This is a genomic window from Rathayibacter sp. AY1B4 (genome assembly GCF_002932815.1).
Classification (GTDB): Bacteria; Actinomycetota; Actinomycetes; order Actinomycetales; family Microbacteriaceae; genus Rathayibacter.
On sequence record NZ_PSWN01000008.1, the window covers coordinates 64,327 to 79,328 of the forward strand.

The window sequence follows — 15,002 nt, forward strand, 5'->3', positions numbered from 1 at the left end:
CGGTTGACGTCCCGGCCCACCGCATCCCGCCGAGACACCACCGCCTCGCCGAGACGCCGCCGTCTCGGCGGTGCTTCGGCGGTGTCCCGGCGGACGAGGGCCGCCGCGCCTAGAGGCGGTCGGCGCGCCACTCCGTGGGGATCTCCTCGCCGCGGCGGAACGCCTCCTCCTCGCGCTCGCGCAGCTCGACGCGGCGGATCTTGCCCGAGATCGTCTTGGGCAGGGGGTGGAATTCGAGGCGCCGCACCCGCTCGAAGGAGGAGAGCAGCTCGCGGGTGTGGGCGAAGATCGCGCTCGCCGTCTCGGCGGTCGGCTCCCAGCCCTCGGCGAGGGTGACGTACGCCTTCACCACGCTGTGGCGCACCTCGTCCGGAGCCGGCACCACCGCGGACTCGGCGACGGCGGGGTGCTGCAGCAAGACGCTCTCGACCTCGAACGGCGAGATCTTGAAGTCGGAGGACTTGAAGATGTCGTCGGTGCGGGCCAAGAAGGTGATCGTGCCGTCGACCGCGCGGACCGCCACGTCGCCGGTGTGGAAGTAGCCGTCGGCGCGGGCGCGCTCGGTCCGGTCCTCGTCGCCGAGGTAGCCGGACATCAGGTTGACGGGTTCGACGGACAGGTCGAGGCAGATCTCACCGGTGGAGGCGGGCTCGCCGGTCAGCGGATCGACGAGGGCGATGGTGACGCCGGGCAGCGCGCGGCCCATCGCTCCGGGGACCACGGGGGCGCCGGGCGGGTTCGCGATGATCGCGGTGGTCTCGGTCTGGCCGTAGCCGTCGCGGATGGTGAGTCCCCACTCTCGCTCGACGGTCGCGATGACCTCGGGGTTGAGCGGCTCGCCCGCCGAGAGGATCTCGGTCAGCGCGCGCGGCTTCGCTCCCAGCGCCGACTGGATCAGCATCCGCCACACGGTCGGCGGCGCGCAGAAGGTGGTGACCTCGGCCCGGTCGAGCTGCTCGTGCAGTGCGGTGGGGGAGAAGCGGCTGTAGTTGTAGACGAACACCGTCGCCTCGGCGTTCCACGGCGCGAAGAAGCAGCTCCACGCGTGCTTGCCCCAGCCCGGCGAGCTGATCGCCATGTGCACGTCGCCCGGCTGGACGCCGAGCCAGTACATCGTGCTGAGGTGCCCCACGGGGTACGACTCGTGCGTGTGCACGACCATCTTGGGCTTCGAGGTGGTGCCGGAGGTGAAGTAGATCAGGCACGGATCGGAGCTCTGGACGACCACGGTCGGGCTGATGCCGAAGGGCTCGAGCGAGTCGGCGTAGTCGAGCCAGCCCTCGACGGCGCCGCCGACCGCGATGCGGCCGAAGCCGCCCTCCATCTCGTCGAACTTGGCTGTCTCGGAGGCGTCCGCGATGACGTGCGCGACCTCGCCGCGCTCGAGGCGGTCGGCCAGGTCGGCGGGTGAGAGCAGGGTCGTCGTGGGGAGGATGACCGCGCCGAGCTTCATGATCGCGAGCATCGACTCCCAGAGCTCGAGGCGGTTGCCGAGCATGAGCATCACGTGATCGCCCTGCTCGACGCCGACCGAGTGGAGCCAGGCGGCGACCTCGTCGGAGCGCCAGCGCATCCGGTCGAAGGAGTACTTCTCCTCGGAGCCGTCCTCCTCCACGATCCAGAGGGCGGGGCGCTCGTTGCCGATGGCGATCGCGTCGAACCAGTCCACCGCCCAGTTGAAGCGGGGCCCGACGTCCGGCCACTGGAAGGCCTCGTTCGCGGCGACCGCATCGGTGCGGTGCTGCAGGAGGGTGTCGCGGGCGGCGCGGAAGCTCCCGGTGGGGTTCATGCATGTCTCCGTAGCGGTCGAGGTCCGGCCGCTGGCGGGACCGACCCCCATTCTGCTCCCGCCGCGGTGCCGGGTGCTGCGCGACGGAGGCCCGGTGGGGACGCACGTCGGAGGGAGCACCTGTGGAGGAGCGGCCGAGTCAGTCCCACGAACGACACGGCGTCAGCGGGAGAGCGGAGGGCTCGCCCGCCGCAGCAGGCGCTCCCTCCGCTCCCTCCGCGGGACCTCAGTACTTGATGGACTGACCGCCGTCGATCGGGAGGACGGTCGCGTTCACGTAGGAGGCGTCGTCCGAGAGGAGGAAGGCGACGACCGAGGCGATCTCGTCGGCCTCGCCGTAGCGCTTGGTCGGGTTGACCTGGATGAACTCCTCGGCCGCCTTGCGCGGGTTCTGCGGGTCGAGCTGCTTCATCGAGTTCTCGACCATCGGGGTCCAGATGGCCCCGGGCGCGATCGCGTTGATGCGGATGCCGAACTCGCCGTACTCGATCGCGGAGTTGCGGGTGAGGCCGACGACGCCGTGCTTGGCGGCCGCGTAGCCGGACTGATTGCCGATCGCGGTGATGCCGCCGACGCTCGCGGTGTTGACGACCATGCCCGAGCCCTGCTCGCGCATCACCTTCAGCACCTTCTCCAGGCCGAGGAACACGCCGCGGAGGTTGATCGCGACGACCTTGTCGAACTCGTCGGCCGTGAAGTCCTCGGTGAGGTTCTGGCGGCCCTCGATGCCGGCGTTGTTGAAGAAGCCGTCGATGCGGCCGAACGCCTCGAGGGTGCGCGCGACGTAGGCGTCGACGTCCGCCTCCTTCGACACGTCGGCGAGGACGGTGATCGACTCGGTGCCCTCCGGCAGGACGTCGACCGTGGCGGCGAGGCCCTGCTCCGAGATGTCGACGAGGGCGAGCTTCGCGCCCTCCTGGGCGAGGCGGACGGCGGCAGCGCGGCCCAGGCCGGATCCACCTCCGGTGATGAGGACGACGCGGTCGGTGAATCGGGTGCTGGTGGTGGTCATGACGACTCCTGCTCGAAGAGGGATGGGCTCGGAGGCCGTGCGGTCGGCGAGTCCGTATCCATGCGTCTGCATGCAATTGACTCCACGATACGCCACAGGTGTCGGTTGAGTCTGAGTGCGCGGTCAGGGATGGAGTGATCCGGGCTGCGGGCGCCCGCAGTCGAGCCCGGTGGACCCTCGCGAGCGGGGCCGCAGGATCCGACGCGAGCACTCGGGTTCTGGGCAGAGCCCCCGCCCCCCCGACCCCGATCCGCCGCACGCCCGCCTACAGGTGCGGCTGCCCCGTCGAGGCGCTCGTTCCGCCGTCCACGGCCAGGATCGCGCCGGTGATGTACGCCGCGTCCGCGCTGGCGAGGAACAGCACCGGCGGGGCGATGTCGTCCGGCTGCCCGGGGCGTCCGAGGGCGATGCGGTCGATGAAGGGCGCGAGCTCCTCGGGGGTCGAGGCCATCGACTCGGTCAGCGGTGTCTGCGTGAAGGCGGGAGCGACGGCGTTGACCCGCACCCCGTGCGCGCCGAAGTCGAGGGCCAGCGACTGCACGAACGTCGTGATCGCGCCCTTGGTCGCGTTGTAGGCGGCCTGGCCCCAGTCGCCGCGGATGCCCGACACGGAGGAGACGACGACGATGTTGCCGCGGCTCGCCTTGAGGTGCGGGAGCGCCGCCTTCACCGCGTAGAAGAGAGCGTCGACGTTCGTCGCGAAGAGCGAGCGCCAGGCGTCGTCCTCCACCTCCTCGATCGGGCCGCCGAGGTGGCCGGCCGCGTTGTTCACGAGGACGTCGATCCCGCCGAACCTCGCGACGGTGCCCTCGACGAGCGCGTCGACCTCGGCTCGGACCGAGACGTCGGTGGGCACGACCAGGACGCGCTCGGCCGGGAAGCCGGCGACGGTCTCCTCGAGCGTGGCGGGGGTGCGCCCGGCGACCGCGACGCTCGCGCCCTGCTCGAGGAAGGCGCGTGCGATGGAGCGGCCGATGCCGGAGCCGGCTCCGGTGACCAGGACGGTGCGTCCGGCGAAGGGGTAGGTGTTCGAGGCGATCATGGCGGTGCCTTCCGGGTGCAGAGGGGCGGCTCGGCGGGGTGCGCCGGGTGCGGCGGGCGTCGGATCCGCCCGGTGCCGATCATCCGCGGCACCCGAGCGGATCGACGGGCCGCCGCGCCGGTACGGAGGAGCTCCCCATCGATCCGCAGCACGGCTCCCGACCCTGGCAACCGTCGCAGAGTGCGGTCCGCGGCCGCGCGGGCTCGGGTAGACCGGAGGGACGCCAGTGGACAGGGGGAACCACCATGGACACCACGAGAACGACCGCTCCGCGCCGGGCGACGGGGCTCCGGGCCGGACGGCGCACGACCGTGCTGGGCGCCTCGGCACTGCTCGCGGCGCTCGCGCTGAGCGGCTGCACGAGCGGCGCCGACCAGGCGGAGGAGGCGACACCCGCCGTTCCCGGCACCGCTGCTCCGACGACCGCCGCTCCGACCGCGACGCCCACCGAGGCTCCGCTCGGGCCCGTGACGCTGCCCGAGGGCGCGACCGCCGCCGTGCGGTGGACCGACCAGGTCGGCCCCGTCGATCCGCAGACCGTGTACCTCAGCGGCGATCCGCTGCACATCACCGTCTCGGTCGCCTGCGACACCGCGGACGCCGAGGTGACGATCGAGGTCGTCGGCCTGATGACGAGCGGATCGTCGTGCGTCTACAGCCCGAGCACGACCCGCACCGGCACCGGAGGCGGCAACACGGGCACCATGCAGATCGCCGTCGAGCAGGACGCCGAGATCAGGGTGACGACGGTGCCGGACGACGCGCACTGGTCGGCCGCCGTCTCGACCGGGGCGCGAACGGTCCCCGGGCCCTGACGCCGGTCCGCGCCCTCCGAGAACGCAGAAGTCGCGGTGGTCGAGAGCGGCCACCGCGACGTCCGGGTTCTCGAGTCGCCCGGGGCGTCAGCCGATCGGGACGCCGAGCTCGGCCATGAACGGCACGGCGTCGACCGCCTCGCCGTCGACCCGCGTCTCGAAGTGCAGGTGGCAGCCGGTGGAGGCGCCGGTCGAGCCGCGCAGTGCGATGACCTGGCCGACGGTGACGCTCTCGCCGACCGACACCATCAGCTCGCTGTTGTGGGCGTAGCCGGTCTCGATGCCGCCGCCGTTGTCGAGCAGGATCCAGTTGCCGTAGCTGCCCTGGTACGACGCCTCCTCGACGGTGCCGCTGGAGGCCGCGAGGACGGGCGTGCCGCAGGCGCCGGCGAGATCGGTGCCCTTGTGGAACAGGTTCACGCCGGCGACCGGCGCGTCGGGGCGGGGGCCGTAGCTGCTGCTGATGTGACCGGAGATCGGGACGACCCACGCTCCGGACGCTCCGGCGGCGGCCGCGGTCGACTCGCCGGAGGTGGCCGTGATCGCGTCGAGGGACGCGGTGGGGACGAGGACCTCGGGCTTGGCCTCGGCGGCGAAGGCGTCGCGGGTGACGCTCTGCTGCACGACTCCGGCCGCCACGAAGCTCTGCGGGCGGGCCGCGGCGACGGCGGTGGCCGTGTCGCGGGTCAGCTCGGAGTCGGCGGTGCCGCCCACGGCGAACGCGGGCATCGTCGAGGTGATCGCGATGCCGGCCACGAGGGTCATCGCGGCGACGGCGGAGACGCGGGGGCGCGACGGGCCGCGCGAGGGGCGGCGGCTGCGGGACTCCTGCTCACGGAGCGAGCGACGGGTCGGGAGGGCGGACGGACTGCCGGTCTCGGCTCCTGCGGGGGTGGGAGTCGAGGCGCGTGACGAACGGTGCATGCAGAGGAGGTTCCAGGTCTGCCGACGCTCGAGGGGGGAGGCGAGCGCCGGGCGGGGCAGTGGGGCTGATCGCACGGCTGAGCCGATGCGACCCTCCAAACTACCCGCGTTCCGCCGGATCCGACCTGAGAGAAACCTCCGGAGTCAAGCGGTTGAGCGCATCGATCGGCTCTCGATCCGGAGTGGCGGGGGTGAGCCGGGTCGCCGGTGGGCGTGCTCAGCGGTCGGCGGTGAAGACGAGCAGGGCGATCACACCGGCGACCGTCGCCGCGACTCCGGAGCCCAGGCGCCACCACATCCACTTGTCGCGCCTGGGCCCGCGCACGGGACGCCGGAGGCCGGCGCGGCCCTGGTAGCCGCCGGGATCGTGCTGGAAGACCATGCCCCCAGCCTGCCGAACCCGCGCCCGTCGCGGGGTCGACTCGCCCGCGACTCCCAGCCGCGAACGGCACCGCGGGCTGAAGCGAGAGCCGAGGAGAAAGGAGGAGAGGCGGCGACCAGGGGGAAGGGGAGGCGGGACGGCACGGGCGCAGAACGGCCGCCGCCCGCGCGCCTAGCGCGGCCCGGGCGCGCTCGCCAGCGGGTTCGCGGGGCGGGTGCCGCTCGGTAGCGTGGGGGAGTCGGCCGGAGCGGTCGACGAGCGGAGGAGCGGACATGGCCGGGACCGGCAAGGACAAGGACGCACGCGACAAGGCGGCGCAGAAGCGCGCGAAGAAGGCGCTGAAGAAGGCCGAGAAGTCGGTGCGCGCGGCGCACGAGGCGGTCCGCGACTCCAGCAAGAAGCTGCGCAAGAAGGCCCGCAAGCTGGCCGAGCAGACCGAGAAGCTCAAGCGGACCCAGGAGAAGGCGGCGAAGAAGGCGGCCGCGGCCGAGAACCGCCCGACCACGCCGAAGCGCGCCGCCGAGCCGGCGGTCGGCGCCCTCGACCTCACCCCGCCGCTTCCCGGCTCGAAGGAGCCCGCCGAGGATCAGGAGTCCGCCGAGGACGCCGGTGCCGCGGCCGGGTCCGCCGCACAGCCGGAGCCGGCCCCCGACTCCGACCCCGCGCACACCCCGGACCTCACCCCGCCGATGCCGCGCTCGGCCTCCTGAGCGCACCCGTCTGAGCGCCGCATGCCGGTGCGGGCTCAGGAGAATCGCAGCCGCCGCATGCGCCGCCCGCCTGAGAATCCGCACAGGGTACTCGGGCGGGCGTGCCCCGCGAGGTGAACAGCAGGTGAAGCCTCGCGACCACGCCGGAACGCCTCCCGCCGCGGGAGCATCATGTCTGCGTGGATCCCTTCATCCTGCTCGCGCTCGTCGTCGTCACGGCCCTCGCCTTCGACTTCACCAACGGCTTCCATGACACGGCGAACGCGATGGCCACGTCCATCGCGACCGGTGCCCTGAAGCCCCGCACCGCCGTCGCCCTCTCGGCGTCGCTGAACCTCGTCGGTGCGTTCCTCAGCATCGAGGTGGCGCTGACCGTCACCAACGCGGTCGTGAAGATCCAGGATTCCTCGGGCGCACCCGATCCGGCGCTGCTCGAGGACGGCGGTTCCGCTCTGCTGCTGATCGTGCTGGCCGGCCTCATCGGCGGCATCGTCTGGAACCTGCTGACCTGGCTGCTCGGCCTGCCCTCGAGCTCGTCGCACGCCCTCTTCGGCGGCCTGATCGGCTCCGCTCTCGCGGGCCTCGGCCTCAACGGCGTGAATTGGGCCGGCGACGGCACGAAGCTCGACGGCGTCGTCGGCAAGGTGATCCTCCCGGCGCTGATGTCGCCCGTGCTCGCCGGAGCGGTCGCGGCGATCGGCACCTGGCTCGTCTTCCGGGTGATCGGCAACCTCGCCGAGAAGAGCCTCCACCGCGGCTTCCGCTTCGGTCAGATCGGCAGCGCCTCCCTCGTCTCGCTCGCGCACGGCACCAACGACGCGCAGAAGACCATGGGAGTGATCACGCTCGCGCTGATCGCGGCCGGCGGCTGGAGCGACACCGAGTCGGTCCCCTTCTGGGTCAAGCTCAGCTGCGCGCTGGCCATCTCGCTCGGCACCTACATCGGCGGCTGGCGGATCATCCGCACCGTCGGCAAGGGCCTCGTCGAGATCGACACCCCGCAGGGCATGGCCGCCGAGAGCGCCTCCGCCGCGGTCATCCTCGCCTCCAGCCACCTCGGCTTCGCCCTCTCGACCACCCACGTCGCGACCGGTTCGATCCTCGGCTCCGGAGTCGGCCGCCCCGGCGCGCAGGTGCGCTGGCGCGTGGCGCTGCGCATGGTGATCGCCTGGGTCATCACGCTCCCGGCCGCCGCTCTCGTCGGCGCCGTGATGTGGTGGATCGGCCACCTCGTCGGAGGCGCGGCAGGCGGCCTCCTGATGGCCGCGATCCTCGTCGCCGTCGCTTCCCTCATCTACATCCGCTCGCGCCGCGACAGCATCGGCGCGCACAACGTCAACGACGAGTGGCAGGACGCGGCGGCACGCCCCGCGCCCGAGACCGCCGGCGTCTGAGCGAAAGGATCCGCACCGTGCTCTCCCTCTCCCTCTTCCTCTCCGCCGCCGGCCAGGTGGCCCTCGTCGCCGTGCTCCTCGGAGCAGGCCTGCCCGTGCTCTTCGCCGTCGGCGTCCGCTCCTTCGCCGTCGCCGCCGGTGCTCCCGCCTCGGGCGGGTCCGACGCCCCCGCGGTCCGGAGCGGTCTGCCCGCTCCGGTGCTGCGCGGGATCGGCGTGCTCTGCTTCGCCCTCGTCGTCGGCTCCGTCGTGATCGGCCTGAGCGTCATCATCGCGACGGGCCTCGGCCAGTCGGTGAGCTTCGAGCACGTCATCCCGACCTTCGTGCCCAAGGGCTGAGCATGGCCTCGACCGATCCGATCGCGGCGCGGGAGGGGATCGTCGCCCGCGTGGTCGGCTGGCTGCGCGCGGGCTACCCGTCGGGCGTGCCGGAGCAGGACTACCTGCCGCTGCTGGGCCTGCTGCGCCGCAGCCTCACGACGGACGAGGTCGAGCAGGTCGTCGCGCGGCTCCTGTCGGAGTCGGAGCGGGCCGAGACGGTCGTCTCACGGGCCGTCGTGCGCGAGCGGATCGAGCAGCTGCTGCTCGGACCGGCGCTGCCCGAGGACGTCGCCCGCGTCTCCTCGCGGCTCGCGAGCGCGGGCTGGCCGCTGGCGGGCCCGGAGTCGCTGGCCGAGCCGGACACTCGCGAGGGCCTGGTCGCGCGCATCGTCCGCTGGCTGCGCGCCGGCTATCCGGCCGGGCTGCCCGAGCAGGACTTCGTGCCGCTGCTGGCGCTCCTCCGCCGCCGTCTGAGCGACGAGGAGGTGGCCGAGGTGGCCGCCGGTCTCGCCGCCGACGCGCCCGCCTCCCGCGCGGACGTCGGCACCGCGATCGCCGGAGTGACCTCGGAGCTGCCCTCGGAGGAGGACATCGAGCGCGTGCGCCGGTCGCTGGCCGCGCTGGGATGGCCGGAGGAGTTCGCGAGCTGACGCGCCGCGGCCCGGGTCTCGGGCCGCAGGAGTCCGCGTGCCGATCCGCCGCTGTCGCCGGCGATCCGGCCGGAGAGCCCGCGAGCGGACCCGCCTCGCGCGATCCCGGGCGGTCCGGCCGGCGGAGGGTGACCCCGCCGGGACCAGGACGCGGACGCTGCAGCGGACGGGGCCCGCCGTGAGCGGGCGGGACGAGCGCTGGAGCGTGTCCTCGGGCGGGCGACAGGCGGCCGCCCGGTCGGCAGGGGAGTCGCGGGGTCACGACGCGCGCCGTCCGCCGTCCTAGGTTCGGCCCGGGTCCGGATCGGCTGCGCAGCCGGCTGCCGGACCGCAGCCCGACCGGAAGGACACCCCATGCCCGCACCCACCATCGTCCTCGTCCACGGAGCGTTCGCCGACGCCGCGAGCTTCGCCCCGGTCACGCGGATCCTGCTCGACGCCGGCCACGCCGTGCGCGTCCCGGCCGTGCCGAACCGCAGCCTGCTGGGCGACGCGGAGTACCTCCGCTCCTTCGTGGAGCAGCTCGACGGGCCGGTCCTGCTGGCGGGCCACTCCTACGGCGGCGCCGTGATCACGGTGGCGGGGGTCGCCGAGAACGTGGTCGGCCTCGTCTACCTCGCGGCCTACGCGCTCGAGGAGGGGGAGAGCCTCGGGCAGCTGCAGGGCGCCTTCCCCGACTCCGACCTCCCGGCGAACCTCGTCTACACCCCGTTCCCGATCGACGGAGCGGAGCCGGGCACGGACGTGTCGGTCGCGGTGCCGGCGTTCCCGGAGGTGTTCGCGGCCGGGATCGACCCGGCCGAGGCGGCCGTGCTCGCGGTCGGCCAGCGCCCGCTCGCCGCGCTCGCCTTCGGTGAGACCGCTCCCGTCGCCGCCTGGCGGACCCGGCCGAGCTGGGGCGTCGTCGCGGCCGCGGACCGGACGATCAACCCGGACGTCGAGCGGTTCGGCTACCGGCGGGCGGGCGTGCGCTCGGTCGTCGAGCTCGACGCGCCGCACCTGGTGATGCGCTCGCACCCGGAGGAGGTCGCGCGGGTCATCGCCGACGCCGCGGCGGAGCTGAGCTGACCGCGGAGTCTTACCGATCGCGGAGGGGTGCGCTGCGTTCCGGTGCGCGCTCCGCACCCCGCCGCGCACCACCCCCACCCGGAAGCACGCCCCGCCGATCTAGGTACTCCCGCCGCGGATCTAGGTCGGCGTCGCGTGGAGTCGGGCCCGCCTCCTCCCTAGCCTCGAAGGGAGAGAAGGGCGGGATCGTGGACACGGACACCGCGCGGCTCGGCGCCTACCTCCGGGGGCACCGCGACCGGCTGCGCCCCGACGAGGTCGGCCTGGGCGCCGACGGCAGGCGCCGCGTCAGCGGGCTGCGCCGCCAGGAGGTCGCCGTGCTCGCGGGGATCAGCCCGGACTACTACCTGCGGCTCGAGCAGGGCAAGGACCGCCGCCCCTCGGCGCAGGTCCTGGACGCTCTGGCCCGCGCGTTCCGTCTCGACGCGGACGGGCGCGACTACCTCTTCCGGCTCGGCGGACACGCCGCGCCGCGCCGCTCACCGGGCTGGGCGCAGGCCGGGCCGACCCCGGCGCAGGTCGGCAGCCTGACGAGCATGGTCTCGTCCTGGACCACGACGCCCGCCTACGTGGTCGACCGCTACCAGGACCTCGTCGCCGTGAACGAGCTCGGCCGCCTGTTCCTCCCCCTGGCCTGCGAGCAGGGGACCAACATGATCGAGGCCGTCGTCGACGCCGCGGCGCTCGAGACCGACGCCGAGCGGCACGAGGACTGGGACCGCACGATCGCCGTGATGACCGCCGCCCTCCGCTTCCACTCCGACCCGGTGGACCCGCGTCTGCGGGTCCTGGTCGCCTCGCTCGGCGGCCGCTCGCGGGTGTTCCGCCGCGTCTGGGCGAGCCAGGAGGCGTACCCGCTCCGCGAGGGCTCGTCGCCGGTGCGCGTCGACCCCTTCGGCTTCATCGCCTTCCGCTGGCAGACCCTGGAGGTGCACGGAGGCGACCACTTCCTGACCTCCTTCTTCGGCGCCCCCGGCAGCGCCGCGGCCGCCGCGATCGATTTCATCCGGGCCCGTCACCGGGTCGAGGAGTGTCTGCGCGAGGGTGCGATACTCGACGCGTGAAGCGGGACGCGCTCGTCGTCGGTCGGGGATCGGAGCTCGCGCGACTCCGGCTGATGGTCGACGGCATCGCCGCCCACGGATCGGCGCTCGTCATCGACGGGGACGCCGGGGTCGGCAAGACCACCCTGGTCGAGGAGGTCGTCGCCTACGCCCGCGCACTCGACGTGCGGGTGCTGCGGACCGCGGGCTCCGCAGCGGAGTCGGGCGACCAGTACGCGGCGCTGCAGCTCCTCCTGCACCCGCTCCGCCCGGGCCTCGACGGCCTGCCCCTGCCGCAGCGGGACGCGCTCCGCGTGGCCTTCCACCTGGCGGACGGAGTGCAGCCGACGCCGCTCCTGGCCGGCCTCTCGGCCCTGACCCTCCTGAGCGACGCGGCCGCCGATCGGCCCCTGCTGGTCGTCGTGGAGGACCTGCACCGGATCGACCCGGAGTCGGCGTGGGCGCTGCGGATGCTCGCCCGGCGCATCGGCGAGGACCGCGTCGTCGTCGTGATGACCACGAGGGACCGGCCCGAGGAGGACTCCGGCCTCGAGCACCTCCACCTCGGGCCGCTGTCGGCCGCCGACTCGGCCGCTCTCCTCGACACACTCCCGCATCCTCCTCGCGGCGCCGCCCGGCGCGCTCTGCTCGACCTCGCCCGCGGGAATCCGCTCGCCCTGGTGGAGCTGACCGGGCGCGACCCGTCGGCCGACGAGGCGGAGGACCGCGCGGTGACCGGACGCCTCGAGTCGGCCTTCGCCGAGCGCTTCGCGGAGCTCGACCAGCCCTCGCGGCTCGCCGTGCTGGCCGTGGCGCTGGGCGACGTCGCGACGGCGGAGGAGGCGAGCCGGCTGGCGAACCTGGCGATCGGCCGCCACCCCGACCCCTCCTGGATCGACCGGGCCGTCGCCGCGTCGCTGCTCAGCTGGACGCTGGGGAGCGGACTCCGCTTCCGGCACCCTCTCGTGCAGTCCGCGGTGACGAGCGTGAGCCGCCCCTCCGAGCGCGCGGCCGTGCTCCGCACGCTCGTCCAGGAGCACCGCGACGACCCGAGCCGGACGCTCTGGTGGCGGTCGGAGCTCGCGACCGGCTCGGACGGGCCGGTGGGCGAGGAGCTCGCCGGTCTCGCGGCGTCCGGCCTCGCGACGGGCGACGTCGTCCTGGCGGCTCAGGCGATGGAGCGGGCGGCGGAGCTGACCCCCGCGGGGCCGCTGCGCGTCTCGCGCCTGATCGACGCGGCCGAGTACTCCGGGCTCGCCGGCCGGACCGCGGAGGCGGCGCTGCTCGTGCACCGCGCGGCGGGCGAGACCGTCGATCCGGTGCTCACCGCCCGCGCCGCCTGGACGCGCGAGACGCTGCCGACCGGGCGCACGGCCCTCTCGCGGGGAGACCTCTCGCCCGCGCTCGCCGCAGTGACGGCGCTGCAGAGCCACGGAGCCGTCGACGCCGCGACCGCCGCGCTCCTGCACCTCGCCGCCATCGCCTGGGACCACAACCGCGAGGCGTCGCCGGGGGAGCCGATGATCCAGGCGGTGCGCGCGCTCGCCCTCGACGACTCCGACCCGCGCGCCGTCCTGCTCGCGGCGGTCACCGAGCCGATCGCCCGCGGCGACGAGGTCGTCCGCCGGGCGCTCGCGGCGGCCGGCGGGGCGAGCGGTCCGGAGGAGGCGTGGTGGCTCGGCTACGCGCTGAACACGGCGGGCGAGGTCGAGGTCGCCCGGGAGCTCCTGGAGGCGGCGATCACCGGGCTGCGCGCGCGCGGCGACATCCGGATCCTCCCGCAGGCGCTCCTCGCCGCCTCGATGACCACGTCGCTCGCCGGCCGCATCTCGCGCGCCCGCTCCTTCGCCGAGGAGGCGCTCGTCCTCGGGAGCGACCTGGGGGACGTCGGCTTCGAGACCGCCTCCCGGGCCTGCCTGGCCTGGTTCGACGCGATGGAGGGAGTCGCGCCCGATCCCGAGGCGATCAGCGCGGGCAGCGCGATCGGCGCGGCCGTCCTCTGCTCGAGCGTGATGCGGGCGACGCTCCGCGGATCGCGAGCGGCGGTGGCGGTCCTCGAGTCGCGACCGGGCGACGCCGTGCCGGAGCTCCTGCCCCTCCTCGACACGGACGACGACTCCCTGAACCCCGGCTTCGCGATCCTGACCACGCCCGACCTCGTCGACGCGGCTCTCGCGATCGGGGACGTCGGAGTCGTGCGCCTGCACGCCGCGAGGCTGGAAGCGCTCTTCGAGCGCTGGCACCAGCCGATGATCGAGGCGGCCCTCCGGTACGCGCAGATCGCCGTGGCGCGCGCCGACGGAGCGCCGGACGCCGCGGCCGGGCTGCTCCGCCGGACTCCGCCGCCGCTCCCGTACGTGCGGGCGCGGGCGCTGCTGCTCGTGGGCGACGCGCTGCACCGGGCCGGTCGGGCGGCGGAGGCGAGGCCCCTCCTCCGCGAGTCGCTGGCGATGCTCGAGGAGCTGCCGATCCACGCCTGGGCCGATCGGGCCCGTGACGCGCTCCGGGCCGCCGGAGGGAGGATCGCCGACGCGCCGTCGCCGGCCGCTGCGACGCTGACCCCGCAGGAGCTGCGCATCTGCGCTCTCGCGAGCACGGGGCTGTCGAACCGCGCGATCGCGCAGAACCTGTTCCTCTCGCCGCGCACGGTCGGCGCGCACCTGTACGCGGCGTACCGCAAGCTCGGGATCGGCGGGCGGGGCGAGCTCGCCGCGGTGCTCGGGAGGGCCGCGGGCGCCGACGCCTGAGGCCGGACTCCGCTCGCAGGGGCACCCGGCCCCCGTTCGAGCGCAGACGCGCAGGCGCGCCCCGGAACGGCCGGGACGCGCCTGCGAGCGGACCGCGCTACTCCTGGATGAAGGCCAGCAGGTCGGGGTTGATGACGTCGGCGTGGACGGTCAGCATGCCGTGCGGGTAGCCCTCGTAGATCTTGAGCGTCGAGTTCTGCAGCAGCTCGTGCTGCTTGAGCGAGGCGTCCTTGTAGGGGACGACCTGGTCGTCGTCGCCCTGGGTGACGAGGACGGGGACGGTGATCGCCTTCAGGTCCTCGGTCTGGTCCGTCTCCGAGAAGGCCTTGATGCCCTCGTAGTGCGCCAGCGCGGATCCGGTCATGCCCTGGCGCCACCAGTTGTCGACCACGGGCTGCGAGAGCTCGACGCCCTCGCGGTTGAAGCCGTAGAAGGGCCCGGAGGCCACGGCCTGGTAGAACTCGGCGCGGTTCGCCGCGAGAGCGTCGCGGAAGCCGTCGAACACCGAGATCGGCGTGCCCTCGGGGTTCGCCTCGGTCTGCACCATCAGCGGCGGGACCGACGAGACGAGGACGGCCTTGGCCACTCGGCCCTGGGGCTCGCCGTACTTCGCGACGTAGCGCGCGACCTGGCCGCCTCCGGTGGAGTGGCCGATGTGGATCGCGTTCCGGAGGTCTAGGTGCTCGACGACCGCGTTCACGTCGCTGGCGTAGTGGTCCATGTCGTGTCCGGTGCCGACCTGGGTCGAGCGTCCGTGCCCGCGGCGGTCGGTCGCGATGACGCGGTAGCCGTGCGCGTGGAAGAACAGCATCTGCGCGTCCCAGTCGTCGGACGACAGCGGCCAGCCGTGGTGGAAGACGATGGGCTGCGCGTCGGTGCTGCCCCAGTCCTTGTAGTAGATCTCGACGTCGTCGTCCGTGGTCACAAACGGCATCTTCGAACCTCCGTGCTCGTGTCGATCCCGAGCCCGGCCCGGGTCGTGTCCAAGGTGGTGCCTCCCCGGATGAGGGTGGGGAGCGGCTCCACGATAGGGGCGTGGGAGCGCTCCCTGAAGAGTGCGGGGAGATGTTCCGACGATCGTCCAGACCTGGTCGCCCGGGCGGTGC

14 protein-coding genes are annotated in these 15,002 nt (G+C 73.7%); 8 read left to right on the forward strand and 6 right to left on the reverse strand.

Going from position 1 to position 15,002, the window contains the following annotated elements; genetic code table 11:
* Positions 1-109 precede the first annotated feature (109 nt).
* From C5D66_RS07425 to C5D66_RS07435, 3 genes are all read right to left on the reverse strand, one after another.
* Positions 110-1,789: an AMP-binding protein gene (locus tag C5D66_RS07425; protein ID WP_104326868.1), complete on the reverse strand. Its 1,680-nt coding sequence runs from the start codon at positions 1,787-1,789 to the stop codon at positions 110-112.
* A gap of 226 nt (positions 1,790-2,015) precedes the next feature.
* On the reverse strand, positions 2,016-2,801 hold the full coding sequence (locus tag C5D66_RS07430; protein ID WP_167299040.1) for a glucose 1-dehydrogenase: 786 nt from the start codon (positions 2,799-2,801) through the stop codon (positions 2,016-2,018).
* Positions 2,802-3,066: 265 nt separating this feature from the next.
* Positions 3,067-3,843: an SDR family NAD(P)-dependent oxidoreductase gene (locus C5D66_RS07435; protein WP_258063897.1), complete on the reverse strand. Its 777-nt coding sequence runs from the start codon at positions 3,841-3,843 to the stop codon at positions 3,067-3,069.
* A 245-nt stretch (positions 3,844-4,088) separates the two neighbouring features.
* Here C5D66_RS07435 and C5D66_RS07440 point away from each other — a divergent pair, with 245 nt between their 5' ends.
* Entirely contained in the window at positions 4,089-4,658 is a 570-nt protein-coding gene (locus tag C5D66_RS07440) for a hypothetical protein (protein ID WP_104256543.1), read from the forward strand.
* An 87-nt stretch (positions 4,659-4,745) separates the two neighbouring features.
* On the opposite strand, the gene C5D66_RS07445 is transcribed toward C5D66_RS07440, so the two are convergent.
* Together C5D66_RS07445 and C5D66_RS17130 are read right to left on the reverse strand one after the other, a co-directional pair.
* Positions 4,746-5,582: a M23 family metallopeptidase gene (locus tag C5D66_RS07445; RefSeq protein ID WP_104326869.1), complete on the reverse strand. Its 837-nt coding sequence runs from the start codon at positions 5,580-5,582 to the stop codon at positions 4,746-4,748.
* Between the two features lie 217 nt (positions 5,583-5,799).
* The gene (locus C5D66_RS17130) at positions 5,800-5,964 is read right to left on the reverse strand and encodes a hypothetical protein (protein ID WP_159940529.1); all 165 of its coding nucleotides are present in this window, start codon (positions 5,962-5,964) and stop codon (positions 5,800-5,802) included.
* A 272-nt stretch (positions 5,965-6,236) separates the two neighbouring features.
* Here C5D66_RS17130 and C5D66_RS07450 point away from each other — a divergent pair, with 272 nt between their 5' ends.
* The 7 genes from C5D66_RS07450 to C5D66_RS07480 all read left to right on the forward strand — a co-directional run bounded on the left by C5D66_RS07450 (position 6,237) and on the right by C5D66_RS07480 (position 13,896).
* The gene (locus C5D66_RS07450) at positions 6,237-6,674 is read left to right on the forward strand and encodes a hypothetical protein (protein ID WP_104326870.1); all 438 of its coding nucleotides are present in this window, start codon (positions 6,237-6,239) and stop codon (positions 6,672-6,674) included.
* A 179-nt stretch (positions 6,675-6,853) separates the two neighbouring features.
* A complete protein-coding gene (locus tag C5D66_RS07455; protein ID WP_104224012.1) occupies positions 6,854-8,068 on the forward strand; it encodes an inorganic phosphate transporter in 1,215 nt (404 codons plus the stop codon).
* A gap of 17 nt (positions 8,069-8,085) precedes the next feature.
* On the forward strand, positions 8,086-8,406 hold the full coding sequence (locus C5D66_RS07460; protein WP_104326871.1) for a hypothetical protein: 321 nt from the start codon (positions 8,086-8,088) through the stop codon (positions 8,404-8,406).
* 2 nt (positions 8,407-8,408) lie between these two features.
* Positions 8,409-9,038 carry a DUF3349 domain-containing protein gene (locus tag C5D66_RS07465; RefSeq protein WP_104227379.1) on the forward strand — a complete coding sequence of 210 codons (630 nt, stop codon included), beginning with the start codon at positions 8,409-8,411 and terminating at the stop codon, positions 9,036-9,038.
* A 354-nt stretch (positions 9,039-9,392) separates the two neighbouring features.
* Positions 9,393-10,106 carry an alpha/beta fold hydrolase gene (locus C5D66_RS07470; protein WP_104326872.1) on the forward strand — a complete coding sequence of 238 codons (714 nt, stop codon included), beginning with the start codon at positions 9,393-9,395 and terminating at the stop codon, positions 10,104-10,106.
* A 188-nt stretch (positions 10,107-10,294) separates the two neighbouring features.
* Positions 10,295-11,170 (forward strand): helix-turn-helix domain-containing protein, encoded by an 876-nt coding sequence (locus tag C5D66_RS07475; RefSeq protein ID WP_146079268.1) that lies wholly within the window; start codon positions 10,295-10,297, stop codon positions 11,168-11,170.
* The gene (locus tag C5D66_RS07480) at positions 11,167-13,896 is read left to right on the forward strand and encodes an AAA family ATPase (protein WP_104326874.1); all 2,730 of its coding nucleotides are present in this window, start codon (positions 11,167-11,169) and stop codon (positions 13,894-13,896) included. Before C5D66_RS07475 ends, C5D66_RS07480 begins: the two co-directional genes overlap by 4 nt.
* A gap of 97 nt (positions 13,897-13,993) precedes the next feature.
* Here the strand turns inward: C5D66_RS07480 and C5D66_RS07485 are convergent, their stop codons facing one another.
* Entirely contained in the window at positions 13,994-14,830 is an 837-nt protein-coding gene (locus C5D66_RS07485; RefSeq protein ID WP_104227375.1) for an alpha/beta fold hydrolase, read from the reverse strand.
* Between the last annotated feature and the right edge of the window lie 172 nt (positions 14,831-15,002).

Bases quoted from the DNA above. Each gene is read 5' to 3' on its own strand.
- C5D66_RS07430 (WP_167299040.1), bottom strand. From the start codon at position 2,801: ATGACCACCACCAGCACCCGATTCACCGACCGCGTCGTCCTCATCACC.
- C5D66_RS07440 (WP_104256543.1), top strand. From the start codon at position 4,089: ATGGACACCACGAGAACGACCGCTCCGCGCCGGGCGACGGGGCTCCGG.
- C5D66_RS07425 (WP_104326868.1), bottom strand. From the start codon at position 1,789: ATGAACCCCACCGGGAGCTTCCGCGCCGCCCGCGACACCCTCCTGCAG.
- C5D66_RS17130 (WP_159940529.1), bottom strand. From the start codon at position 5,964: ATGGTCTTCCAGCACGATCCCGGCGGCTACCAGGGCCGCGCCGGCCTC.
- C5D66_RS07485 (WP_104227375.1), bottom strand. From the start codon at position 14,830: ATGCCGTTTGTGACCACGGACGACGACGTCGAGATCTACTACAAGGAC.
- C5D66_RS07465 (WP_104227379.1), top strand. From the start codon at position 8,409: ATGGCCTCGACCGATCCGATCGCGGCGCGGGAGGGGATCGTCGCCCGC.
- C5D66_RS07470 (WP_104326872.1), top strand. From the start codon at position 9,393: ATGCCCGCACCCACCATCGTCCTCGTCCACGGAGCGTTCGCCGACGCC.
- C5D66_RS07450 (WP_104326870.1), top strand. From the start codon at position 6,237: ATGGCCGGGACCGGCAAGGACAAGGACGCACGCGACAAGGCGGCGCAG.
- C5D66_RS07435 (WP_258063897.1), bottom strand. From the start codon at position 3,843: ATGATCGCCTCGAACACCTACCCCTTCGCCGGACGCACCGTCCTGGTC.
- C5D66_RS07445 (WP_104326869.1), bottom strand. From the start codon at position 5,582: ATGCACCGTTCGTCACGCGCCTCGACTCCCACCCCCGCAGGAGCCGAG.